The 22,951-nt window shown below is 69.5% G+C and carries 18 protein-coding genes, 1 tRNA gene and 1 pseudogene; 15 read left to right on the top strand and 5 right to left on the bottom strand.

All coding sequences use genetic code 11. The features are described 5' to 3' along the window. Positions 1-88 precede the first annotated feature (88 nt). The gene (locus HMPREF2883_RS05060) at positions 89-766 is read left to right on the top strand and encodes a Crp/Fnr family transcriptional regulator (protein ID WP_003787943.1); all 678 of its coding nucleotides are present in this window, start codon (positions 89-91) and stop codon (positions 764-766) included. A 156-nt stretch (positions 767-922) separates the two neighbouring features. Here the strand turns inward: HMPREF2883_RS05060 and HMPREF2883_RS05055 are convergent, their stop codons facing one another. Both HMPREF2883_RS05055 and HMPREF2883_RS05050 read right to left on the bottom strand, forming a co-directional pair. Beyond that, entirely contained in the window at positions 923-1,114 is a 192-nt protein-coding gene (locus HMPREF2883_RS05055) for a Sp36 family protein (protein WP_070659337.1), read from the bottom strand. A 57-nt stretch (positions 1,115-1,171) separates the two neighbouring features. Next, on the bottom strand, positions 1,172-1,507 hold the full coding sequence (locus HMPREF2883_RS05050) for a WhiB family transcriptional regulator (protein WP_020991983.1): 336 nt from the start codon (positions 1,505-1,507) through the stop codon (positions 1,172-1,174). Between the two features lie 517 nt (positions 1,508-2,024). On the opposite strand from HMPREF2883_RS05050, the gene HMPREF2883_RS05045 reads away from it, so the two are divergent. Continuing rightward, on the top strand, positions 2,025-4,100 hold the full coding sequence (locus tag HMPREF2883_RS05045) for a transglycosylase domain-containing protein (protein WP_070659334.1): 2,076 nt from the start codon (positions 2,025-2,027) through the stop codon (positions 4,098-4,100). A 51-nt stretch (positions 4,101-4,151) separates the two neighbouring features. Beyond that, complete coding sequence (locus HMPREF2883_RS05040) at positions 4,152-5,138, top strand: metallophosphoesterase (protein ID WP_070659332.1); 987 nt, start codon at positions 4,152-4,154, stop codon at positions 5,136-5,138. A gap of 118 nt (positions 5,139-5,256) precedes the next feature. Here the strand turns inward: HMPREF2883_RS05040 and HMPREF2883_RS05035 are convergent. Beyond that, positions 5,257-5,631, bottom strand: a pseudogene (locus tag HMPREF2883_RS05035) (3-ketoacyl-ACP reductase); the annotation flags it as partial. Between the two features lie 112 nt (positions 5,632-5,743). On the opposite strand from HMPREF2883_RS05035, the gene HMPREF2883_RS05030 reads away from it, so the two are divergent. The 5 genes from HMPREF2883_RS05030 to HMPREF2883_RS05010 all read left to right on the top strand — a co-directional run bounded on the left by HMPREF2883_RS05030 (position 5,744) and on the right by HMPREF2883_RS05010 (position 13,494). Further along, positions 5,744-7,087 (top strand): SWIM zinc finger family protein, encoded by a 1,344-nt coding sequence (locus tag HMPREF2883_RS05030; RefSeq protein ID WP_070659331.1) that lies wholly within the window; start codon positions 5,744-5,746, stop codon positions 7,085-7,087. Next, on the top strand, positions 7,084-8,607 hold the full coding sequence (locus HMPREF2883_RS05025; protein WP_070659328.1) for a DUF5691 domain-containing protein: 1,524 nt from the start codon (positions 7,084-7,086) through the stop codon (positions 8,605-8,607). Before HMPREF2883_RS05030 ends, HMPREF2883_RS05025 begins: the two co-directional genes overlap by 4 nt. A 77-nt stretch (positions 8,608-8,684) precedes the next feature. Beyond that, entirely contained in the window at positions 8,685-9,806 is a 1,122-nt protein-coding gene (locus tag HMPREF2883_RS05020) for an ATP-binding protein (RefSeq protein ID WP_256277337.1), read from the top strand. Then, a complete protein-coding gene (locus tag HMPREF2883_RS05015) occupies positions 9,803-12,235 on the top strand; it encodes a DUF5682 family protein (RefSeq protein WP_070659325.1) in 2,433 nt (810 codons plus the stop codon). The genes HMPREF2883_RS05020 and HMPREF2883_RS05015 overlap by 4 nt, the downstream gene beginning before the upstream one ends. Then, complete coding sequence (locus HMPREF2883_RS05010; protein WP_083313552.1) at positions 12,232-13,494, top strand: VWA domain-containing protein; 1,263 nt, start codon at positions 12,232-12,234, stop codon at positions 13,492-13,494. The genes HMPREF2883_RS05015 and HMPREF2883_RS05010 overlap by 4 nt, the downstream gene beginning before the upstream one ends. A gap of 236 nt (positions 13,495-13,730) precedes the next feature. On the opposite strand, the gene HMPREF2883_RS05005 is transcribed toward HMPREF2883_RS05010, so the two are convergent. Then, positions 13,731-14,279 (bottom strand): O-acetyl-ADP-ribose deacetylase, encoded by a 549-nt coding sequence (locus tag HMPREF2883_RS05005; protein ID WP_070659321.1) that lies wholly within the window; start codon positions 14,277-14,279, stop codon positions 13,731-13,733. 269 nt (positions 14,280-14,548) lie between these two features. Here HMPREF2883_RS05005 and HMPREF2883_RS05000 point away from each other — a divergent pair. Together HMPREF2883_RS05000 and HMPREF2883_RS04995 are read left to right on the top strand one after the other, a co-directional pair. Then, positions 14,549-14,622 (top strand) — tRNA-Pro (locus HMPREF2883_RS05000). A gap of 675 nt (positions 14,623-15,297) precedes the next feature. Further along, complete coding sequence (locus tag HMPREF2883_RS04995; RefSeq protein ID WP_070659319.1) at positions 15,298-15,759, top strand: hypothetical protein; 462 nt, start codon at positions 15,298-15,300, stop codon at positions 15,757-15,759. A gap of 205 nt (positions 15,760-15,964) precedes the next feature. On the opposite strand, the gene HMPREF2883_RS04990 is transcribed toward HMPREF2883_RS04995, so the two are convergent. Next, the gene (locus HMPREF2883_RS04990; RefSeq protein ID WP_070659317.1) at positions 15,965-16,498 is read right to left on the bottom strand and encodes a hypothetical protein; all 534 of its coding nucleotides are present in this window, start codon (positions 16,496-16,498) and stop codon (positions 15,965-15,967) included. A gap of 473 nt (positions 16,499-16,971) precedes the next feature. On the opposite strand from HMPREF2883_RS04990, the gene HMPREF2883_RS04985 reads away from it, so the two are divergent. From HMPREF2883_RS04985 to HMPREF2883_RS04965, 5 genes are all read left to right on the top strand, one after another. Then, entirely contained in the window at positions 16,972-18,600 is a 1,629-nt protein-coding gene (locus HMPREF2883_RS04985; RefSeq protein WP_070659315.1) for a bifunctional phosphatase PAP2/diacylglycerol kinase family protein, read from the top strand. 191 nt (positions 18,601-18,791) lie between these two features. Then, a complete protein-coding gene (locus HMPREF2883_RS04980) occupies positions 18,792-20,102 on the top strand; it encodes a Mur ligase family protein (RefSeq protein ID WP_070659314.1) in 1,311 nt (436 codons plus the stop codon). After that, a complete protein-coding gene (locus tag HMPREF2883_RS04975) occupies positions 20,099-20,854 on the top strand; it encodes a type 1 glutamine amidotransferase (RefSeq protein WP_070659313.1) in 756 nt (251 codons plus the stop codon). The genes HMPREF2883_RS04980 and HMPREF2883_RS04975 overlap by 4 nt, the downstream gene beginning before the upstream one ends. Positions 20,855-21,622: 768 nt before the next feature. Then, complete coding sequence (locus HMPREF2883_RS04970; protein WP_070659312.1) at positions 21,623-22,018, top strand: FeoA family protein; 396 nt, start codon at positions 21,623-21,625, stop codon at positions 22,016-22,018. Continuing rightward, positions 22,015-22,951 (top strand): FeoB small GTPase domain-containing protein (locus HMPREF2883_RS04965; RefSeq protein WP_176747148.1); only part of this gene is annotated, 937 nt, incomplete at its 3' end. The genes HMPREF2883_RS04970 and HMPREF2883_RS04965, both read left to right, overlap by 4 nt.

The raw sequence follows: 22,951 nt of genomic DNA, 5'->3' as shown, positions 1-22,951 counted from the left end.
GCGTGCCACAGGTCACAAGCCGTGGCAGGATAGACCCGAGGGCTCCCGCATGCGGGATGCCAGCCCCCTAACCACCAGGAGGATCTCCGTGGAAGACAGCATTATCTCCAGGATCCCGCTCTTCGAGGGCCTGAGCCCGGAGGAGCAGGAGGAACTGCGCGCCATGATGACGCAGACGACTCTGCGCCGTGGCGAGACCCTCTTCAACGAGGGCGACTCAGGCGACCGCCTCTACATTCTCCTCTCCGGGAAGGTGAAGCTCGGCCACGCCAGCGCCGACGGCCGCGAGAACCTGCTCGCGGTGCTCGGCCCCGGCGAGATCGTCGGCGAGCTGACCCTGTTCGACCCGGGCCCGCGCTCCACCACCGCCACCGCCGTGGCCCCCACCGAGCTCCTGACGCTGGACCACAACCAGCTCATGACCTTCGTGGAGTCCCACCCGCAGCTGGCCAAGGACATGCTGCGCGCCCTGGCCCAGCGCCTGCGCCGCACGAACACCGCGCTGGCGGACCTCGTCTTCTCCGACGTGCCCGGCCGCGTGGCCAAGGCCCTGCTGGACCTGGCCGACCGCTTCGGCTCACCCACCGACGACGGCGTCCACGTCCCCCACGACCTCACCCAGGAGGAGCTCGCCCAGCTGGTGGGCGCCTCGCGCGAGACGGTCAACAAGTCGCTGGCCGAGTTCGTCTCCCGCGGCTGGATCCGCCTGGAGGGCCGGGCCGTCACGCTGCTCGACGTCGACCGCCTGCGCCGTCGCGCCCGCTGAGGTCCCGTCTCGGGTCGCGAGCCCTCAGCGCAGCGCACCGGAGAAGCCGCCGGGCGCTGACACCCGCATCAACCGCAGAGACGACGCCGCGCCTGCAGCCGGAAGGTACCGACCGCAGGCGCGGCGTCGTGCATGCCTGCCTCGCCGGGCGGCCCGTCAGGACCGGGGGCGCTTGAGGTAGGCGATGAGGTTGTCCGTGCCGGAGGGGCCTGGCACGACCTGGACGAGCTCCCAGCCGTCAGCGCCCCACTGGTCGAGGATCTGCTTGGTGGCATGGGTGATGAGGGGGACGGTGACGTACTCCCAGGTGGTGGGCGCAGAGGATACGGACTCAGATGATGCAGTCATAGACCTCAGCCTAGAGCCCGCCGCCAGACGCCGGAAGCCGGCAACGCGGGGCGGCCCTCAGGAGGCGCAGCGCACCCGGGCCAGGATGCGAGGGGCACGGCGGGCGTGGATCTCGGCGACGAGCTCGTCATCCTCGCGCTCGAGCCACAGGCCCCAGTCGTCGACCTCGGGGAAGCGCCGCAGCAGCGCCCGCCTCTCCCGCTCGGTCAGCCCGCCCCAGACGCCGAAACTGGACTCGGAGTTGAGAGCCTCGGCCAGGCACTCCATACGAACCGGACATGCGAAGCACAGTGATCGTGCGTCGCGCTGCTCAGCGCCCTTGCCGAAGAGCTGGTCAGGCTCGACGGTGGCGCAGGCCGCTTGGGCCGCCCAGGTCTGGTCGTCTTGAATCATGCTCACTCCCGATCCATTCAACGGCCGACGCCGTTGTCGGTCACGTCACAGTCGTTACCGTATGGCAATCGAGTGTCTCTCACCAAATCCTCCCCTCGAGGCCTGGGCAATCCGATCGGCGCAGATCCCCGACAGCGCGCCGATGATCAGCACCAACAAGGAGAGTTCTCTGATAGCGAGCCGATTGCCGGACATCGAGCCCGCTGCACCCCGAGCCTTTCCCACGGCTGAGGATTCCGGTTCTCACGGACGGCAGCCCACCTCCGAACCGCACCCTTCCCCAAGAGATCGTGATGTCAGCGTGACTCCCGCCTGGACAATTCCTAAGAATTATCTGTACGCCAGAGCTGTCTCGCTATGTGACCGAGCCGCCCCGTCGTCGAGCGCCCGCCACGCCGTCGAGTCACCCCACAGTCCCGCCGAACAGAGGGCGCAGAGCCGGTCTCCAAGGGTCTTCCCAGCCCGAAGAGGGTCTACGCCACTGCATCCTCCAAGCGATTCCACGTAGGCTGACGCCATGGCGAAATCCTCTGCGCGCGGGCGCTCCCTGACACCACCCCAGGTCGTCTCGATGCTCGTGGTCTTCCTGACTCTCTCGTGCGTCGGCGGGGTCCTGTCCGCGGGCTTCGCCGCCCCCTTCGTGGGCGCCACAGCAGCGCTGACCAAGGCATCCGCCGAGCTCTTCGAGGAGCTCCCCAGCGACTTCAACGTTCAGCCGCCCAGCCAGATCTCCACCCTCCTGGCCTCCGACGGCTCCGAGATCACCAAGTTCTACGCGGAGAACCGCATCGTGGTGCCCCTGAGCTCGATCTCGGTCAACATGCAGAACGCGATCGTCGCCGTCGAGGACCAGCGCTTCTACCAGCACCAGGGCGTCGACCCCACCGGTATGGTGCGAGCCCTGGTGTCCAACAACGCCGGCGGCTCGCGTCAGGGCGCCTCCACGCTGACCCAGCAGTACGTACGCAACACCCTCATCGAGACCGGTCTGAAGAACGACGACCACAAGCTCATCCGGGACGCCACCGAGAGCACCGTGGCCCGCAAACTGCGGGAGATGAAGTTCGCCCTCAGCCTGGAGCAGAAGTACTCCAAGCAGCAGATCCTCGAGGGCTACCTCAACATCGCCGCCTTCAGTCCCTCCACCTACGGGGTCGAGGCCTCCTCGCTGCACTACTTCAATAAGCACGCCAAGGATCTGACGGTGGCCGAGGCCGCCCTGCTGGCCGGAACCACCAACGCACCCAGCGCCTACGACCCCAAGTCCCAGCCGGAACTGGCCAAGAACCGTAGGGACTGGGTGCTGGCCAAGATGCTGGAAGAGAAGTTCATTACCAAGCAGCAGTACAACGAGGCCGTCAACTCCGAGATCAAGCTCGATATTCAGGACTCGCCCGCGGGCTGTGGGGCTGCGGGCAGCTACGCCTACTTCTGCACCTATGTGGTCAATGAGATCCTCGGCTCGGAGAACTTCGGACCTAATGTCGCCGCCCGCCGTCAGCTCCTGACGCGCGGTGGCCTGAAGATCACCACCACCTTGAACCTCGAGCGTCAGAGTGCCGCCGACTCCGTCATTCAGGCCAGAACTCCGATCGGGGGCTCCGACGGAGCCAACTCCACCATCGTCTCGATCGAGCCCGGCACAGGACGAATCCAGGCGCTGGCTCAGAACACCAATTACGAGGACTCCCAGCTCGTCTTCGCTGCGGACGCCAAGCACGGTGGAATCGAGCTCCCCGACGGAAACGTCGGCTTCCAGCCGGGGTCGACCTTCAAGGCAATCATCCTGGCCGAATGGCTCAAAACCGGCCACACGCCCTACCAGATGCTGAACGCGTCCGCGCCGAAGAACTACGGGCCCAATACGTTCACAGTTTCCTGCGATCCCGACCGTGCGGCCGGTCCCTGGCTCGTCAACAACGTCGCCGGAACCAACGCCGGCATGATGACCGTCAGAGAAGCCACGAAGCAGTCCATCAACACGGGCTTCACCGAGATGCTCAGGGACCTCGATGTCTGTGAGGTCACGAAGCTCGCCGCCTCCATGGGCATCACCAAGGCGGACGGGAGCCAGCTGGATCCTGACCCCTCCATCGCCCTGGGAAGCACACCCGTCCCACCGCTCAGCATGGCCAACGCCTACGCAACCTTCGCCTCCGGCGGCAAGTACTGCAAGCCCATCGCCATCGACCAGATCCTGGACGCCAGCGGCACCTCGATGGCCGTACCCAGCGCTGACTGCACCCAAGCCATGGACCAGGGTGCCGCGGACGAGACCGCAAAAACGCTCCGCGCCACATCCGAACCAGGAGGTACCGCTAAGGACGCCGTCTTCGGTCGACCGATCGCGGGCAAGACCGGAACCACGGATGAGGCTGAGAACACCTGGTTCGTGGGATTCACCCCGCAGCTGTCCACCGCGGTCTGGATCGGTGACGCCACGGAGAGCGGCAGGAGCCTTGTCGGCAGGACGATCGGAGGGGTGTACTTCCCGAAGATTTACGGTAGCGACCTGGCCGCGCCGATGTGGCGCGACTACATGTCCCAGGCCGTGGCGAACGATCCTGCCCTGCCCATTCCCTCCCACGGGTGAGCGACTCTCCCCGCGAGAACGACAACTGCACAGAACAGGACCCGACTCCCCATGACGCCCTGCCCTGCCGGCCGCGCCGCCCTGTCCGTCATCGGCACCACCGCTGCCCTGGGGGCGGCCACGCTGGCCTACAGCCTCATTGAGGCCAGGTGCCCCGTGCTGCGGCGCATCGACGTGCCGGTACTCGCCGCCGACGAGGAGCCCCTCACGGTGCTGCACCTGGCCGACCTTCACCTGACGGGCCACACCGAGGCGCGGGTCGCCTGGGTGCGCCGGTTGGCACAGCTGCAGCCCGACGTCGTCGTCAACACCGGCGACAACCTCTCCCTGACATCCGGGCTGGAGCCGCTGCGGCGGGCACTCGAGCCGCTGACGGGTCTGCCCGGAGCCTTCGTCATGGGCGACCACGACTACCGATCCACCGTCTTCCGCCTGCCGACGCGCTACCTGCACCGGGACCCGCGCAAGGCCTCCAGCCGGGTGCGCGACGAGGACATCGAGGCTCTGCCCTGGGAGGAGGTCCGTGACCTGCAGACCGCCGGCGGCTGGGTGGACCTGACCAACCGGCGTGGCTCGCTGACCGTGCGCGGACGGCGCATCGAGCTGGTCGGCGTCGACGACCCGCACGCCAACCGCGATGTCCTGCCCGTCCCCGAGGCCGCCGACTCAGCGGAGTCGGCCACCTCCCTGCCGGCGATCCGCGACCATGAGGGCCGGGCTCTGCGGCTGGGGCTCACGCACGCCCCCTACCGGCGGGTCCTGGAGGCGATGTCGGCAGACGACGTCGACCTGGTCCTGGCTGGGCACACCCACGGCGGGCAGCTGTGCGTGCCTGGGGTCGGGGCGCTGGTGACCAACTGCGACCTCGACCCGGGGCGCGCCTCGGGGCTGTCGCAGTGGCCGGGCCGGCTCGGGGACCCGCGGGCCGCCGACCACATGTACCTGCACGTCTCCGCCGGGCTCGGCACGAGCCCCTACACGCCCGTGCGCCTGGCCTGCCGGCCCGAGGCCACGCTGCTGCGCCTGCTGCCGGCCTGAGACGGCGCGCCCCCAGCGCTCTGCCACGGCACTTCAGTGCCCCGCTAACACTTCGACAGAATCTTCAAATTCGACGCTGAGCCGCGTCTTTTTTGAAGTTTTGGTCGAAGTGTTCTGGGGCGGCGGCCACGGCCTGCTCGACGACGCGGGCCGGCTCCCTGAGGGCGGTCAGGTCGGCGGGGATGTCGGTGAGCCGGGCAGGGCCGACCAGGTGGGTGCGGATGGAGGCCATGACGGCGTCGATGTCATCGGCGCCCCAGGGCTGGGAGGCGTCGTGCGGGCGGTAGTGGTGGGCGACGATGCTCGCCCCGTAGTCGGCGGCGCGGCAGGCGATGGCGTGGCCGATGCCGATGCGGCGGCTGACCCCCGTCACCAGGACGGTGCGCCCCGCCAAGGGCAGGGGGTCGCGTCCGGCGGGACCGCTAGAACCGGCGGCGCTGCTGGGGCCACCCGGAGCGGTGGAGGCGTGTCCGTGGTGAGCGTCGGTGGTCATGCAGGTGAGTGTAGAAGAGCGGGCACCATGGGAAGGACTCTCCAGGCGCGTCATCGAGATTCCCGCGAAAGAGGGCTCATCGGTGTCACCGCCCTGCCCTATCCTCGGCCTCATGAGCTCACCGACCATCGTGCCCTGGAGCACCGAGCAGGTCACCGCGCTGGCACCGGACAAGCAGGTCGCCACGGCCGGCCTCAAGCTGGCCTCGCCCACCAAGTGGTCCGACACCGGCGTGCACGAAGCACTGGTGTGGGGAAGTGCCGCAGGGTCGGGCAAGAAGCCGTACCGGGTGTGCGTGGATCTGTCCGGTCCGGCCTTCAAGTGCTCCTGCCCCAGCCGCAAGTTCCCCTGCAAGCACGCCGTCGGTCTGCTGCACCTGTGGAGCCAGGGCCAGGTGGCTGGCGGGGAGCCGGAGGCTTTCGCCGCCGAGTGGCTGGAGGGCCGGGCCAAGCGCGCCCAGCAGAAGGCCGCGCGGCAGGAGTCCGCGGACCACCCCGAGGCCCCGGCCCGGGCAGCCGCCTCCGCAAAGAGCGCCGCGGCTCGAGCTCGCACCCGCGAACGGCGCATCACCGAGGGGCTGGCGGACCTGGAGCGGTGGCTGGCCGACCAGTTCCGCCAAGGGCTGGCCAACAGCTCGGCCCAGCGCCCCAAGCAGCTGACGGCCTTCGCCTCCCGCATGGTCGATGCCCAAGCCCCCGGAGTCGCCCGGCGCCTGACGGCCCTGTCACGACTGACGGACTCCTCCCCCAACTGGCCCGAGCGACTGGTCGACGGGCTCGGGCTGCTCCACCTGCTCATTCGGGCCTGGACCCGCCGTGAGCAGCTGCCCGACGACCTGAGGGCCACTGTCTGCTCCTACGTAGGGATCACCGTGCGTACCGAGGACGTCCTGGCCTCGCCCGGCGTCGGTGACACCTGGGTGGTCGTGGCCGGCCGGGACACCGTGGAGGGCAGGCTCGCCGAGCGTCGCCTGTGGCTCTACGGCACGACCACCCGGCGCTGGGCGCTCATCCTCGCCTTCGCCCCCGTCTCCGGCGGTTTCTCCACCACTGTCGTTCCCGGGACCCGGTTCGACGCCGTCGCACACTTCTATCCGGGGCGCGGCCAGCTGCGCGTAGCCCTGTCCGATGAGCAGCCCTCGCAGCCCGTGACCGGCTGGGTGCCCGAGCCCTCAGGGACGGCGTCCGCTCGGGACGCCTGGAGGCGTGCTGTCGCCACGGACCCGTGGGTGGAAGCCGTACCAGTGCTGGTCTCAGGGCGCTTCCGTCTGCTCGGCAACGGTGAGCCGGCACTGGGGGACGCCGACGGGGCGCTGCCGCTCATCGTGCCCGACGACGCCCGATGGGTTCTGCCGCTTCTGGCCGACAGTGACGAGGTCACGGTTGCCGGTGAGCTGTCGCCCGCGGGCCTGCGGGCTCTGAGTGTTGTCACCAACGGAGAGGTGCGTGCCCTGTGAGTGACCTGTCCCGGTTGTCCCAAGCCGCCGTCATCGGAACACGTGCGAGACCCTTCTCCTCGAAGGCCCTCCCCAGAGCCGTCGCCGAAGCTCTCCCCGCCCAGCAGGAGAAGACAGAGGGTGGGGATGCGGGCGACGCGGCGGACGGCACCAGTGTGCTCCTGGACGCGGCCGCCGCCTACGGTGCGGTGCACCGCGCCACGATTCCCTCGGTCCCCTCCTCCGCCGCCCGGGACACCGGTTGGCCAACGTCGTCGCGCCCCCTGGCGCCGCAGGCGCTGCGCCCCGTCCTCGAGCAGATCCTGGCCAGCAAGCCCCAGCAGCAGCTGCTGGCCACCGCACTGGGGCTGGTGGCCGACTGCGACTGGAGGCTGCCGGCCCCGCTCCTCGTGCGCGTCCTCAATGAGACCGCCTACAGGCACGAGGAGCGCGAGGCGGTCCTCGACGTCATCGACGAACGCGCCGCAGCGGTGCTCCGCGAGCATCCGGTGTGGGGCAAGCGGGTCGAGCCCTTGGTGTCCCTGCCCGGCGGCGGCTCCGGGGACGACTCCGTGTGGAGACTGGGCACCACCGCCCAGCGGCTCGCCTACTTCAGGCGGCTGCGCGCCCAGGACCCGGCTGCAGCACGGACCCTCATGGTGACGTCATGGAAGAAGGAGAAGGCCGAGGCCCGCGAGGGGATCGTCGAGGCGCTGACCACCGGTCTGGGAGAGGCGGACCTGCCTATGCTGGAGATGGCCATCACGGACCGCTCCGGAGGGGTGCGCCAGGCGGCGGCCCAGGTGCTCCTCCATCTGCCCGAATCCGGCCTGGTCCAGCGCGCCGAGGCCCTGGCCGCCTCGCATATGAGCGTCACCAAGCGGTTTCTGCGCACCCCCCGGGTGGACTGCCGACCCATCGAGGTGACCGACGAGGTCCTGCGTGACGAGTACGGGGAGCGCGGCACCGGAGACCCCTCCCGAGTCGACGTCGGCCCACCGGCCGCCAGGAAAGCGGCTGCCGGACACCCTCCTGCTTTGCTGGAGGAGGTGGTCGGACGCGTCCCGATCGACCGCTGGCCGGCTCTCATCGGGCTGTCCGCCGGTCAGCTCCTCGAGGCCGAGGTGACCTTCGAGGGCAAGCCGCTGGATCTGAGCAGTGCCCTGTTCACCGCGGACCGCCGTGAAAGTGGCGCCCTCATCGAGGCCTGCACGGTCGACGCCTTCAAGCGGGGTGATCTCGATCGCTTCACCGACATGCGCCGCTTCTGGCCGCGCCCTTACTCCGCGGAGCACTCGCGCCGCATGGTCTCCTTCCTCCGGTCCGCCCTCGGCTCGCACCGACCCGAGGACATCGGCTACTGGACCACCCAGGAGACCACCAGGCTGCCGGTCTCCTGCCACGCGGCGGTCCTGCCCGAGGCACTGGCCCTGATGGAGGAGGTCTCCCGTCCCGACTCAGCGCCGGCCTTCGTGACCGACGCCGTCGAAGGGCTGCGTCTGAGACTCCGGCTGGAGGCTCTGCGCACTCCGCCGTCCTAGCCGCACCGTAAGCCCCACGCCCTGTTTCTTCCTGACCATCCGCCGACCACCCGCCCATCAGCCACCGAGGAGCTCCCGTGACCAGCACCCAGACCATGGATCAGACCAGCACTGACAACGCGCCCCTGCTGCGCCCGCACGCCGAGCAGCGCTACGCCGAGGAGCTCGCCGCCCTGGCACGTCTTGACGAGCGCACCCGGCCGGCGAGCTGGCGGCTCTCACCCTGGGCGGTGGTCACCTACCTCATGGGCGGCACGTTGGAGGACGGCACCGTCATCACCCCGAAGTACGTCGGCAATCGGCGTCTCATCGAGGTAGCCGTGGCAACCCTGGCCACGGACCGGGCCCTGCTCCTTCTGGGGGTGCCGGGAACGGCGAAGTCCTGGGTGAGCGAGCACCTGGCCGCGGCGATCTGCGGCACCTCCACGCTCCTGGTTCAGGGCACGGCGGGCACCTCGGAGGAGGCGGTGCGCTACGGCTGGAACTACGCCCGGCTCCTGGCCGAGGGCCCCTCACAGGCGGCACTCGTCCCCTCCCCCATCATGACGGCCATGGGGACGGGCCGGATCGCCCGGGTCGAGGAGCTCACCCGCATGCCCTCCGACGTTCAGGACGCCCTCATCACGGTGCTCAGCGAGAAGACCCTCCCGGTGCCGGAGCTGGGCACCGAGGTGCAGGCGCACGGGGGCTTCAACCTCATCGCCACCGCCAATGACCGCGACCGCGGCGTCAACGACCTCTCGGCGGCGTTGCGCCGCCGCTTCAACACGGTGGTGCTGCCGCTGCCGGCCTCGGCGGAGGAGGAGGTGAGCATCGTTGCTCGCCGCGTGGAGGACCTCGGTTCTGCGCTCCAGCTGCCTGCCGCGGAGGGCGCCCTGGAGGAGATCCGTCGGGTGGTCACCGTCTTCCGCGAGCTGCGCCAGGGTGTGACGGAGGACGGACGCACGAGCCTGAAGTCGCCGTCGGGCACCCTGTCCACGGCGGAGGCGATCTCGGTGGTCACCAACGGTCTGGCCATGAGCGCCCACTTCGGCGACGGCGTCCTGCGGCCCTCGGACGTGGCCGCCGGGATCCTCGGGGCGGTGGTGAGCGACCCGGTGGCTGATCAGGTGGTGTGGTCAGAGTACCTGGAGGCTGTGGTGCGCGAGCGCCGCGACTGGTCGGACTTCTACCGCGCCTGCCATGAGGTCGGGCAGTGACCGTCGGCGCAGGGCTCAGCTCCGGGGCCGACGTCGGAGCCGAGGCCGAGTCCGCAGGCGGCACTGCAACCGGGGCCGAGGACCCGCGCCCACCTGTGCGGGTCCTGGGCATCCGTCACCACGGTCCGGGCTCGGCACGGGCCCTGGCCACGGTGTTGGAGGACTACCGGCCCGACTGCGTCCTCATCGAGGGGCCGGCAGACGCCGATGGTCTCATCGAGTGGGCGGGCCGAGGGCTGGAGCCGCCGGTGGCACTGCTCGCCTGGGACAACACCGATCCTTCGCAGGCCTCCTTCTGGCCGATGGCCGTCTTCTCCCCCGAGTGGCAGGCGCTGTCCTGGGCGGTGACGCACGGGGCGCAGGCCCATTTCATGGATCTGCCGGCTGCCGCCGTCCTGGCCGCCCGGAAGGCCGAACGGGAGCGGGCCCGGTCGGAGGCCGACGCCGAGGCCGGAACCGAGGGCGAGGTGGAGACCGAGGAGCCTCTTGACGATACGAGTGGCTCGGAAGACCCAAGCGACTCGGGCGGCTCGGAGGGGACGGACAGCCCAGCGGATAGCGGATCGGAGGGCGCGGACGTCGCGGCCCGGGACACGGCCCAGCCGGTGCGGACCGACCCGATCGCGGAGCTGGCGCGCCTGGCCGGCTATGAGGACCCGGAGGCCTGGTGGGAGGACGTCGTCGAGCTGCGTATGGAGGGCGACCCCTTCGACGCACTGACCGAGGCGATCGGGCTCCTGCGGGAGGCCTCCCCAGAGACCGACGAGGCCACGCTGCGCCGCGAGGCGCATATGCGCAAGGTTCTCCGGGCGGCCAAAAGGGCGGGCCACGAGCGGATCGCCGTCGTGTGCGGGGCGTGGCACGCCCCGGCGCTGGCCGGCAGGCCGCCGAAGGTCGCCCAGGACAACGCCCGGCTCAAGGGCATGGCGAAGGCCAGGACGTCGCTGACCTGGGTGCCGTGGACACACCAGCGTCTGGCCGGGGGCAGCGGTTACAGCGCCGGGGTGGAGTCGCCGGGCTGGTACCACCTGCTTTTCACCGCACCGGACCGGCCGGTCGTGCGCTGGCTGACGCAGGTGGCCGCGTCGCTGCGCCGTCAGGACCTGCCGGTCTCCTCTGCCCACATCATTGAGGCGGCGCGGCTGGCCCAGAGTCTTGCCGCGCTGCGCGGGCGCCCCATGGCCGGTCTCGACGAGCTGAGCGAAGCGGTCCTGTCGGTCATGTGCGATGGCAGCACGGTGCGGGCAGCCGCCGCGACCCGTGAGGTTCTCATCAGCGAGGCGCTCGGCAGCGTGCCCGACGGCGTCCCCATGGTCCCCCTGGACGCCGATCTGCGCTCGACCGCCAAGAGCCTGCGCATGGCCTTCGCGGCGGCTCCCAAGACACTCTCCCTGGACCTGCGCAAGCCGCGGGACCTGGCCAAGTCCCAGCTGCTGCGACGCCTGGAGATTCTGGGGATCACCTGGGGCAGACGGCAGCGGGTGGCCTCGAGCGGCACCTTCAAGGAGGTCTGGGAGCTCGAGTGGGACCCGGAGATGTCCGTGCAGGTGGTGGAGGCCGCGGCCTTCGGCACCACAGTGGCCTCCGCCGCCGGGAACGCCCTGCTGGGCGCCACCGACTCCCTGCCGCAGGTGACCAGGTCGGTGGAGAAGGCGCTGACGGCCGGTCTGTCCGAGGTCGTGCCCACGCTGCTGGGAATCCTCGATGAGCAAGCGGCCCGCGAGATGGATATCGTCCGGCTGCTGGGCTCGGTGCCGGCCCTGGCCCGCTCCCAGCGCTACGGGGACGTGCGCGGCACGGACGCCTCCAGTCTGGAGGCGGTGACCCGAGCCGTCCTGGTGCGCGGGTGCGCGGGGATGCCTGCGGCGGCCGCGAACGTGGATGCCCAGGTGGCCCGCACGCTGCGTACGACGATCGACGAGGTCCAGGACGTCATCGGTCTCCTGGACGAGCAGGCCGCGACGCTGTGGAACGGTGCGCTGCGCTCCGCGCTGGCCACCCGGAGCCTGCCGGGTCTGCTGGCCGGACGCATCACCCGGATGCTCCTGGACGCCGGGGAGCTGGACCGCGACGACGCCGCCTCGAGGCTGTCCCGGGCGCTGTCACAGGGCACGCAGGCCGAGGAACAGGCCGAGTGGATCGAGGGCTTCCTCGCGGGGGACATCCTCCTGCTCAGCTATGACAACACCCTGCTTGAGGTGCTCAACGAGTGGCTGGCGCGCATCGGGGACCAAGCCTTCGTCGACGTCCTGCCCGCGCTGCGACGAGCCTTCGGCCAGTGGCCGAGCCCTCAGAAGACGGACCTGGCCCGGCAGATCCGGGACCTCGGGTCCCCCACCCCGGACGGGAACGGCCCGGTAGAAGAGGCCTTCGACGACGTCGAGGCGGTTCTGGACACCGTGAGCATGATCCTGGGAGGTACCCGATGACCGCGTGCGAGCGCACCGACGACGAGAACCAGCCGGAGCAGCACACCGGCCAGGCAGTCCCAGCGGACCCGGCCGACCGGGCCGACCGGGCCGACCGGGCCGACGTCGAACCCACCACGATTGAGCAGCGCTGGCGCCTGGCCCTGGGCGTGGACGCGCGTGGCTACTCCACCTCGCTGTCGGAGGGCCACAGGGCGATGGACGCGGCACTGGCGGACCTGTACGACGTCGACCCGCAGGACAAGGAGCGCGGGGGCCTGGGCGGCTCCGCACCCCATGTGGCTCGCTGGCTGGGGGACATTCGCAAGTACTTCCCCTCACGAGTCGTGCGGGTCATGCAGACCGATGCCATTGACCGCCTGGGGCTCACGACTCTCCTGCTGGAGCCCGAGGTGCTCCAGGGCGTGGAACCCGACGTGCACCTGGCGGCGACGTTGGCCACCCTGTCGGAGATGATTCCTCAGGAGGCCAAGGCGACGGCGCGCACGGTCGTCGACAAGGTCGTCAAGGAGGTGGAGGAGCGGATCGCCGACCGGCTTCAGCAGTCGGTGCGCGGTGCGCTGGACCGCTCCAGGAGGACCTCGCGGCCCCAGCTGGCCGACATCGACTGGAACCGGACCATTGCCGCGAACCTCAAGAACTACGTGCCGGAGCTGGGCACGGTCATCCCGGAGAGGCTCGTGGGGCACGGCAGACGCCATCGGGGCATTCAGAAGGAGTTCACCATCTGCATGGACCAGTCCGGGTCCATGTCCTCCTCGGTCATCTACGCCTCCATCATGGCGGCGGTCATGGCCTCGATCCGTTCACTGCGTACCATGCTGGTCGCCTATGACACCGCTGTCACGGACCTGACGCCGCTGCTGTCAGACCCTGTCGACGTCATCTTCGGGACCCAGCTCGGCGGCGGCACGAACACCTCCCCGGCCATCGAGTACTGCCGGCAGACGATCACGCGGCCGGCGGACTCGGTGTTCATCCTCATCAGCGACCTGTACGACTCCGACCCGACGCAGATGCTGGGACGGGTGCAGGAGCTGCTGGGAAGCGGGGTGCAGGTCGTCGTCCTGCTCGCCCTGAGTGACAACGGCGTCCCCAGCTACAACCACGACGTCGCCAAGCGGCTGGCCGCGATGGGGGTGCCGGCCTTCGGGTGCACGCCGGACGCCTTCCCGGGTCTGCTGGCGGCCGCGATCCACGGTGAGGACCTGGGCCGGTGGGCTGATGAGCAGGCGGCTGCGCAGGCCGAGGGCGCCTGAACCGGCCGGCAGCGTCCCAGTACGAGCGGGGCGTCCTACGGCCGGTACCCCAGATCTCGAGCCACCGCCGAAGCCGACTCACCAGCCACGACACGCGCCACCGCATCGCGACGCCCCCTGACTAACCCCAGTCCCAAACATAAAACACCCCTCTACGAGTGGTGCATCCACCACCAGAACCCACCGCCCCCCGACGCGCAAGATGTCCTCGGCCGCGTTGGATGCAGGTCGGCGCCTCAGGCCTCGGTGCGCGCGAGCTCGCGGGCGAAGGCCTCGTGGTTGTCTGGCGAGGACAGGACGAAGCGGATGAGTTTCAGGCTGCCGACGGCGTCGGGATCGGTGCGGGAGCGCTGCTCGACGGCGCGGGCCGCAGCCACGGCGATCTCGGCGACCTGGGCGATGGGCCATCCGTAGACACCGGCGGAGACGGCCGGCAGGGCGATGCCGGCGCAGCCGAGCTGGATGGCGAGCTCCAGGGAGCTATCGAAGCAGGCGCGCAGCAGGGCGGGGTCGTCCTCGCCGGCGTGGAGGTTGGGGCCCACGGTGTGGATGACCCAGGCGGCGGGCAGGTCGAAGCCGGGGGTGGCCACGGCTCGGCCGACCGGCAGTCCGTCGGGCAGCTCGGTGTCACGCACCTTCTGGCAGGCGTCGAGCAGGCGGGGGCCGGCGGCGCGATGGATGGCTCCGTCGACTCCCCCTCCGCCCAGGAGGGTGCTGTTGGCGGCGTTGACGATGGCGTCGACCTTCTCGGTGGTGATGTCGCCGACGACGGCCTCAATGCGCATGGGAACTCCTTGTCTGCGGCGGGTGTCCTCCGTCTTGTCAGCCCTTGCGCCTCACGGGCGGGATGGGGCCCGAGGATGACGGTGCCCGGGCCGCTCAGGGTGCTCCGGGGTGCGGGCCAGCAGGCGGACCGGCCGTAAGCAGCCTGGCACGGTGGGCGTCTCGGGCCAACCAGGTTCCGACAGGGAGCGAACATTGACGTGACAGAGGACTCAGCCGATCCGATTTCCTCCCCGCGGTGGGTGGAGGCTATGCTGTCGCCTGCTGCACACGGGGTGTGGCGCAGTTTGGTAGCGCGCTTCGTTCGGGACGAAGAGGTCGTGGGTTCAAATCCCGCCACCCCGACGACGAGGACGTCCGCGAGCTTGCTCGTGAGACGTCCGAGGAGGAGGGGGTAAGAGGCCGCCAGGCCGAATACCCCGACCAAGGAGGAAACCCATGAGCTTGCTCATGAGGTTTCCGACGCGTAGGGGTCGACAGGCCGAAGGGCCTAAGCACCCCGACGATGAGAAGGCCTGCGGGTTCGCTCGCGGGCTTTCTGGCGTACCAGAGCCGAAGAGACCAGTTCAGCCCCACCGGAGTCGACCAGCACTATGGCTCAGTGTCCACAGCGCTGACATCAACGGCCCCGACGCCCCTGCACCCAGCTGAGATCGTTGGAATGCCGCAGTTTCGCCCAGGCATGCAGCGCCGATTCGGGGCTGATGTCAGCACCATGGACACCGACACCCCGCAGTCCCTCGGTACCATCCTTTGCCCCACCGTCAAGCCTCCCCACGTCGCGGGGGTTCGGTCGGGCGCGACTTCTCGCTTCACAGTCACGCCCGACCGCCTGCACTGCACGAGCGTCGGGCGCCATGGCACGAAGGTCGGGCGTACTGCATGGGGGTCGGGGGTTCGAGCAGTGCGCACAACCCACGGCCAGCGCCTCCCGACCCTCGGGCAGTGGGAGCCCGGGACGAGGCCGCCGACCGAACGCTCTACCCTGAGGTGAGGACACCACCGGGAAGGAGGCCACACATGCCGGATCCCAGCACCGAGCTCGAGGAGCTGCGTCGCAGGGTCGAGGAGCAGTCCCACCGAATCGATGAGCTCCAGGACGCCCTCCACACACTGTCGATCGCGGTCCAGTACCGGCAGGAGGAGCCCTACCTGGCCTTCCTGGCGGAGCACGGCATCGCCGGCCGACGGCGGCTCGCACTGAACGGGGTCATCAATGGGGTGCTCTCCCGGGCCCGGGGTGACGTCCTCTCCCTGGGCCAAGGCGCCCGCACTGAGCTGGCGGAGGACTATCCCGCACTGGCCGAGGCCTACCTACCCGAACCGATCGACGGCGACGAGGCGGTCCGCGTCGTCGGCGAGGTGCTGGGTAGTGAACATCTCGGCAAGCAGGCACTCGAGGCCCACCGCGCCCGCGGCCTGGGACTCGAAGGCCACCAGGCACTCACCAGCTGCTCAGACATCCCACCCCGCGACACGTAGCCATGTTGCCCCGCATGGCCGAACCGTTCGACGCCGGTGCTCGCGCATCAGCGATACATCCGAGCCGCGTCGACGATCCCGCCGAGCAAGGGCCGTGCAGTGACGGACCGGAGGGACCGGATCATCCAGCCCTCACGCTCACACAACGTGACACGGGTCCTGCCTGCTCACGAAGGCAGACAGGACCCGCTACAACCGAAGACCGCTACTTCTCCTGCTTCTTAGCGTTGATCGTAAACGGCCCGCCGCCGGAGTCGGTACCCGTGAGAGTCAAGGTCTTGGTCTTCTTGTCCCACGACAACGGGATATCCATCTCGTCAGCACTCTCATACCGCCACTTGAATGACTTCGGAATCTCCTCGGTATTCACCTCTTCCGGAATACCCACACCAACCCCCTGAGATCCCTCATTGAAGAACCACTCAGCATCTCCGGTCTCTTTGAGCGTCAAGGACGTACCCGACAAGCTCCAGGTCCCCTCCGTCTGACGATCCTGGTCTCCACTCTTGGGGACGAAGGTCCATTTTCCGTCCGCCACCGTCACCGTGACGTCAGGGGCCTTCTCCAGGCCGTCCATGGTGACCTCCCAGGTCCCGGTGGCGAACTTCTTGAAGGCCAAGGTGGATCCGGAGCAGCCGGTCAGCGGGGCGATAGCCGCACCGACGGCCGCGATCGACAGGTACTTGAGGGTCTCGCGACGACCAAGGGCGTGAGCGAGGAACCGAATCTGCTGTCGCATGACATGCGTCCTTCGAGGTGAGTCGGGGGAACGGGCACTATGAGGCACCCAGGACTGACCGGCTCAATGTACCCATTTCCCACCTCCCTCGCAGGCGATTAAGGCAAACGCCGCCATTCACGTGCACGCGCACGTTACCGAATTCATCAGACAACACGCGAAGCTGACGGTAACATTCTCGCTCCGCTCACATCGCGCCACCTCTGCTCGCCAAAATCAAGAATCCATGACGCATCCGCAACCCCCTTTTCTCGTCCCTCACTCCTCCTGCCGTCATCACACCCCCGCCGCAGCCCCCAGGGCGCGACCGCCCCACGCACCCCGCACAGCCGGCCGTCCGGCTCCGCCGTCGGAACCGGCTCCCCTCACCCCACCCGCCCTCCTCGCCACCCACAGCCGGGACATATGCCGCCCACAGGCGCACCGGCTAGGCTGACTCCCGGATATTCACCCCGGGGAAAGGACGAGCGAGCGTGACCGAGCCTCCATGCGACTCCGCCGCCCCCACCGCCGCCTCCCCCTCCCCCCGAGCCCCCCGACGCCTGAAGTACGTCGAGGCCGTCCTGTGCATCGGCTTCGCCCTGGCCTTCCTCGTGTGGACCTACCTGAGCGCCCCGGGACCGCTCGCCCCCGGCGCCACACACCGCTCCCCCGCCATCGACGCCCTCCTGCCGACCCCCGACGCCCAGCTGCGGTCAGCCGCCGGCCAGCTCGCCGAGGCCTTCGCGACCCTCACCCACCCCTTCCTCATCCTCGGGCTCATCGTGGCCGGGGTCGCCTACGCCTACACGGCCCGCATGCGCCGCCTGAGCGTCTCGCTGGCCATCGCCGCCGCCGGCATCCCCACGCAGTACCTCATCGCCCTGTACCTGGCCCGCCCCGCCCCGGGCTCCACCTTCTCCGACTCCATCGCCGCCTTCGAGTACTCCTACCCCAACGCGCACATCACGGCGATGACCCTGGCCTCCTGGGTCCTGGTGACCCTCGCACGCGCCCACCACCGCAGCACCATGGTCGCCGCCGGCACCGTCCTGGGCTACGCGGCCGTCGCCGTGACTGCCGTCAGCCAGTGGTACATGGGCCTGGCTGCGCTCAGCGACCTCATCGGCGGCTTCCTCCTGGGTGCCGCCTTCGCGAACCTGGCCCTGTGGGTCGGCGGCATCGACGCGATCCTCACCAGCTGGGTCAATCGCCGCCTGTCGCGCGCCAGCAGCGAGAAGCGCGCCGCCGTCATCTACAACCCCACCAAGTTCGATGATCTCTCGCTCCTGCGCCGTCGGGTCGCCGCCGAGGTGCGCGCCGCCGGCTGGCTGCCCACCGTCTGGCTGGAGACCACCCCCGACGACCCCGGCCGCTCCATGGCCCGTCGCGCCCTGGAGGCCGGCGTCGACCTGGTCATGGTGGCCGGCGGCGACGGCACCGTGCGCGCCGTCTCCTCCGAGCTGGCCGGCACCGAGATGCCCATGGCTCTCATCCCCGCCGGCACCGGCAACCTGCTGGCCCGCAACCTGTCCGTCCCCTTGGACACCGATGCCGCCATCCGCCTGGCCCTGCACGGCCGCCTCCAGGCCATCGACATGGTCACCTGCGCCTTCGACGACGGCCAGGAGCGCTTCGTCGTCATGGCCGGCATGGGCCTGGACGCCCAGATCATGGAGTCCACCGACTCGGGCCTGAAGAAGGTCATCCGCTCGGGCGCCTACGCGGTGGCCGCCGTCCAGAACGCGGTCCCCGACCCCTTCACCGCCACCATCACCCTCGACGACGCACCCCCGGTGCGCCGCCAGATGGTCATGGCGCTCATGGGCAACGTCGGCACCATCACCGCCGGCATGACCCTCTTCCCGCGAGCCACCCCCTCCGACGGCCTGGTCGACCTGCTCCTGGCCAGCCCCGGCAAGGTCGTGGACTGGGCCCGCCTGGGAGCGCAGATCCTCACCGGCCAGGAGATGGAGGGCTTCACCCTCACCCGCGCCCGGAAGGTCCTCATCGAGGCCGACCGCCCCGTCCCCTTCGAGCTCGACGGCGACACGGTCGGCTCCACCCGCACCCTGCGCGCCGAGGTCGAGGACGGCGCCCTGCACGTCGTCGTCCCCCAGTAAGTCGCCCCGAGAGCGCCCCCGGCCCTCGCGAACCGGGCCGGCCACGTGAGCATCGTGACGCATCCGTGACCAGCCCCGCTGCCCTAGACTGACGCCCAGTTGTTCCCCGTATGGGTGACTACAGCCCCCATCCGGGCACCCGCGCCCCGATCACATCGTCGGCGCGCCCCTCTTCAGCCAGCAGGAGTTCCATGCGTTCTCGTCTTACGGTCGCCCTCGGCCGCACAGCGCGCCTGGCCGCCCGCGTGCGCGGCGGCGGCAGCGGCGGCACCGCCTTCCCCGGCCTGGTCATGGAGCGCACCGACCCCGGTTTCCTGGAGCGCACCCTCGGCCGTCTGCCCCGCGGCGTCATCGTGGTCTCGGGCACCAACGGCAAGACCACGACCACCAAGATGGTCGTCCAGCTCCTGCGCGAGCAGGGCCTGAAGGTCTTCACCAACCGAACCGGCTCGAACTTCGTGCGCGGCGTGCTCGCCTCCCTGCTCACCGAGGTCGACGCCGCCGGCAACCTGGACGCCGACATCGCCGTCCTCGAGCTCGACGAGGCCCACGCCGTGCACTTCGTGGCCCGGGTCCGCCCGCGCGCCTGCCTCCTGCTCAACGTCATGCGCGACCAGCTCGACCGCTTCGGCGAGATCGACTACACCGCCTCCCTGCTGCACTCGATCGCCCAGGCCACCAGCGACGTCGTCGTCCTCAACGGCGACGACCCGCGCCTGGCCGCCCCCGCCTTCCTGGAGGGCGTCAGCGCCCGCGTCGTCTCCTTCGGCGCCGGGGAGGACCTGCGCTCCCTGTTCCTGTCCGACGACGACCTGCGCACCGGCCTGGTCAGCCCTCGTCAGGCCGGCCAGGCCCCCGGACCGCGCGTCACCCTGGAGGCCATCGACGGCCAGCGTGCCACCGTGCGCGTGGACGGGGTCTCCCACGAGGTCAGCTTCGCCATCCCCGGCGTCCACAACCTGCTCAACGCCTGCGCCGCCCTCGGGGTGGTCCTGGAGGTGTTGGGCGAGGACGCCGACCTGCCCGGGCTGCTGACCACCCTGGGCACCGTGCAGGCCGCCTTCGGCCGCGGCGAGGTGCTGACCCTGGATGGCCGCCCCGTCCAGCTGTCCCTGGTCAAGAACCCGGCCGGCTTCCGTATGGGACTGCTCTCGGCGGCCTCCCAGGCCCAGGACGGCGAGGTCGTGGTCGTGGCCATCAACGACGAGTACGCCGACGGCCGGGACATGTCCTGGCTGTGGGACGTGGACTTCTCGGCCCTGCGCGCCGGCGGGGTCGCCGTCGTCACCGGGGTGCGGGCCTGGGACATGGCCCTGCGACTGCGCTACGACGAGGTCGAGGTCGCCGAGGTCGAGCCCGACCTGCGCCGGGCCGTGGCCCTCATGCGCCGGGTGGCCGCCGACACCGACCGCCCCATGCGGATCTTCACCACCTATACCGCGATGCTGGCCCTGCGCTCGATCCTGGGCGAGATGACGGACGTTGAGGAGGTCATGTCATGACCGCGCGCTATGAGCACACCACTGACGGCCCCGCCCGCGGGCACCTGCGCCTGCTCCAGCTCTACCCGCGGGACATGAACATCTACGGCGACTGGGGCAATACGCTCGTGCTGGCGCGGCGCGCCCAGTGGCAGGGCTACGATGTCGAGCTGCTCTCCTACGACCCGGGCGACGAGCTGCCCGGCGACATCGACATCCTCGTGGGCGGCGGCGGCCAGGACTCCGGTCAGGACCGCATCAAGGAGGACCTGGTCAAGGTCGGCCCCACCCTCAAGGCGTGGGCGGCCGACGGCGTCCCGATGCTGGCCATCTGCGGCCTCTACCAGCTCTTCGGGCACGGCTTCACCACTGCCAAGGGCCAGGAGTTCCCCGGCATCAGCCTCATGGACGCCCATACGGTGGCCGGAGACACCCGCCTCATCGGCAACATCACCCTGGACACCGAGGACTTCGGCGCGGTGGTCGGCTACGAGAACCACTCCGGCCTGACCACCCTGGGGTCGGGCGCACGCCCCTTCGGCACAGTGAAGGTGGGCGACGGCAACAACGGCAAGGACTCCACCGAGGGCGGGCGCATCCACCACGTCATCGGCACCTACCTGCACGGCTCCCTGCTGCCCAAGAACCCGGCCGTGGCCGACTGGCTGCTGGCCCGCGCCGCCGAGCACGCCGGCGCCACCTGGGAGCCCGAGCCGCTCGACGACTCCTGGGCCGAGCGCGCCCGCGCCGTGGCCATGTCCCGGCCCCGCTGACCTCTCGGCAGCGCCAAGGTGTGACGACGAACCTGCCGGGGGCAGCAGGGCCTCTCCTCCTTCCGGGCCGTCGTCACACCTCTGTTATTTTCACAAGAGATATCGGACCTAATGCGAGAGAAGTAAGGAGAGATTCACGTCACTCCTATTCGATATCGAGCATTTTCTGAGGTTCCTCTCATGGAGTTGGAAGGAAAGTGGCGGGCATCCCACCCCTCCGAAACACAGAAGCCTCACCTCAGGCACGTTCACCATACGATCACTCACTGTTGGGCACTGATTTATTCAGGCCGTCACCCCAACGTGACACCAGCACATCAGACATTGCAGAACGCCTGCCATGACAGCCCAGAATTCTACTGGTTTCGATAAGCCACTGCCGCCTCACCAGGCACCTCAAGCCCCCTCATGAATCTGGGGGAGGCGGGGCACAGGGGAAGGACTCTCGGCTTCATGTGAAATATCCCCGTACGACCATCTCGATATTTTATCGATCAGCCGCCCCCTGCTTCCGAAAGAATGACGCCGCGCAGAAGCAGGAGGTGGTCGCACCACATTTTATACGGTCCGGCTCCATGATCGGACCTCACCTGAAGCAGCCACAGCCCCCGCTCCCAGGATTCTATAAGAAATCGTTCCCCCTCCCACCGCGCCTCCGGCCGGAAGGCTCGCACTGAGGCAGAACGCCATCTGGCCTGCTGTGAGACAGAGAAGCATTCCCTTAGACTCCTATCGACGAAGCCACCTTCATGTCGACCCGAGGACACCATGGATTTCGCTGTTCCACGACACCGCGCCCCCGACGGCACCACGTACCTTCCCGAACCGGGTGCCGCCACCTTCGCACTGTCGGACCTGAGCCCCGGCACCAGCGGACGCATCACCGGCCTGCTCGACGACGGCGTCGGCGGGGTCCTCGTCAAGCGCCTGCGCAACCTGGGATTCATCCCCGGACGGATCGCCACGCCGCTGCGCCGCGCCCCGATGGGGGACCCGGTGGTCTACCGCGTCTCCGACTATGAGCTGTGCCTGCGCCGTAAGGAGGCCCGACTCATCCAGGTCACCACCGTGGAGGCCGAGAACCGCATCATCCTCCAACCCAGGCCGGCCGGACGGCACGCGGCCGACGACCCCGCAGCACCGAACACGGGAGAGACTCTGTGAGCACCCACGACACCACGCGGCACGCCACCGGGCAGTCGCAGCACCGCGACCAGCCCTATGACGGCGCCGACTGCCACTGCGGCTCAGGAAGCTCCAAGACCCTGGTGGCCGACGCCCCGCGCGTCGCCCTGGCAGGCGCTCCCAACGCCGGCAAGACCTCCATCTACAACGCCCTGACCGGCCTGCACGCCAAGACCGGCAACTACCCCGGCGTCACCGTCCAGCGGTCGATGGGAACCTGCAAGGTCGGCGGTAAGACCCTGACCATCGAGGACCTGCCGGGCGCCTACTCCCTGGACCCGATCAGCCCCGACGAGCAGATCGTCCACGACGTCCTCACCGGGACCTCGACCACGGTCAGCGCCCCGGACGCCCTGGTCATCGTCGTCGACGCCACGACGCTGCAGCGCGGCATGAACTTCATCGCCGAGGCCCTGTCCCTGGGACTGCCGACCTGCCTGGTGGTCACCATGACCGACGAGCTCAGCCGCCGCTCAGGTCGACTCAACGTCGCGGCCCTCGGGCAGGCCCTGGGGATCCCCGCCGTGCGAGTCATCGGGCACCGCGGCGTCGGCATGCCCGACCTGCGCGCCCAGCTCGCCCAGGTCGAGAACTGGCAGCGCACCCCGCTGCCGCCGCCCACCACCCCCGACGAGATCACCTCCTGGGCCGACTCGGTGCTGGCCGCCGCGGACTACCAGGCCCCCGAGAGCGACCAGATCACCTCCGCGGTCGACAAGGTCCTGCTGCGCCCCGTCCCCGGCACCATCGTGTTCTTCACGATCATGTTCTTCTTCTTCCAGGCGATCTTCACCTGGGCGGCTCCCTTCCAGGACGCCGTCGAAGGAGGCTTCGGGTACCTGGGGCAGCTGGTGCACGAGTGGCTCGATCAGTCCCATCCGCTCATCGCCGGGCTCCTGGGGGATGGCCTCA

Source organism: Actinomyces sp. HMSC075C01, assembly GCF_001812965.1.
Classification (GTDB): domain Bacteria; phylum Actinomycetota; class Actinomycetes; order Actinomycetales; family Actinomycetaceae; genus Actinomyces; species Actinomyces acetigenes.
The sequence above is the reverse complement of the archived record's forward strand: the minus strand, read 5'-3'. Positions and strand labels throughout refer to the sequence as shown.

Coding starts and splice junctions, on each gene's coding strand:
- HMPREF2883_RS04980 (WP_070659314.1), top strand. CDS start 18,792: ATGCGTTCTCGTCTTACGGTCGCCCTCGGCCGCACAGCGCGCCTGGCC.
- HMPREF2883_RS05055 (WP_070659337.1), bottom strand. CDS start 1,114: ATGACTGCATCATCTGAGTCCGTATCCTCTGCGCCCACCACCTGGGAG.
- HMPREF2883_RS05010 (WP_083313552.1), top strand. CDS start 12,232: ATGACCGCGTGCGAGCGCACCGACGACGAGAACCAGCCGGAGCAGCAC.
- HMPREF2883_RS04990 (WP_070659317.1), bottom strand. CDS start 16,498: ATGCGACAGCAGATTCGGTTCCTCGCTCACGCCCTTGGTCGTCGCGAG.
- HMPREF2883_RS04970 (WP_070659312.1), top strand. CDS start 21,623: ATGGATTTCGCTGTTCCACGACACCGCGCCCCCGACGGCACCACGTAC.
- HMPREF2883_RS05045 (WP_070659334.1), top strand. CDS start 2,025: ATGGCGAAATCCTCTGCGCGCGGGCGCTCCCTGACACCACCCCAGGTC.
- HMPREF2883_RS04975 (WP_070659313.1), top strand. CDS start 20,099: ATGACCGCGCGCTATGAGCACACCACTGACGGCCCCGCCCGCGGGCAC.
- HMPREF2883_RS05040 (WP_070659332.1), top strand. CDS start 4,152: ATGACGCCCTGCCCTGCCGGCCGCGCCGCCCTGTCCGTCATCGGCACC.
- HMPREF2883_RS05030 (WP_070659331.1), top strand. CDS start 5,744: ATGAGCTCACCGACCATCGTGCCCTGGAGCACCGAGCAGGTCACCGCG.
- HMPREF2883_RS05050 (WP_020991983.1), bottom strand. CDS start 1,507: ATGATTCAAGACGACCAGACCTGGGCGGCCCAAGCGGCCTGCGCCACC.
- HMPREF2883_RS05005 (WP_070659321.1), bottom strand. CDS start 14,279: ATGCGCATTGAGGCCGTCGTCGGCGACATCACCACCGAGAAGGTCGAC.
- HMPREF2883_RS04995 (WP_070659319.1), top strand. CDS start 15,298: ATGCCGGATCCCAGCACCGAGCTCGAGGAGCTGCGTCGCAGGGTCGAG.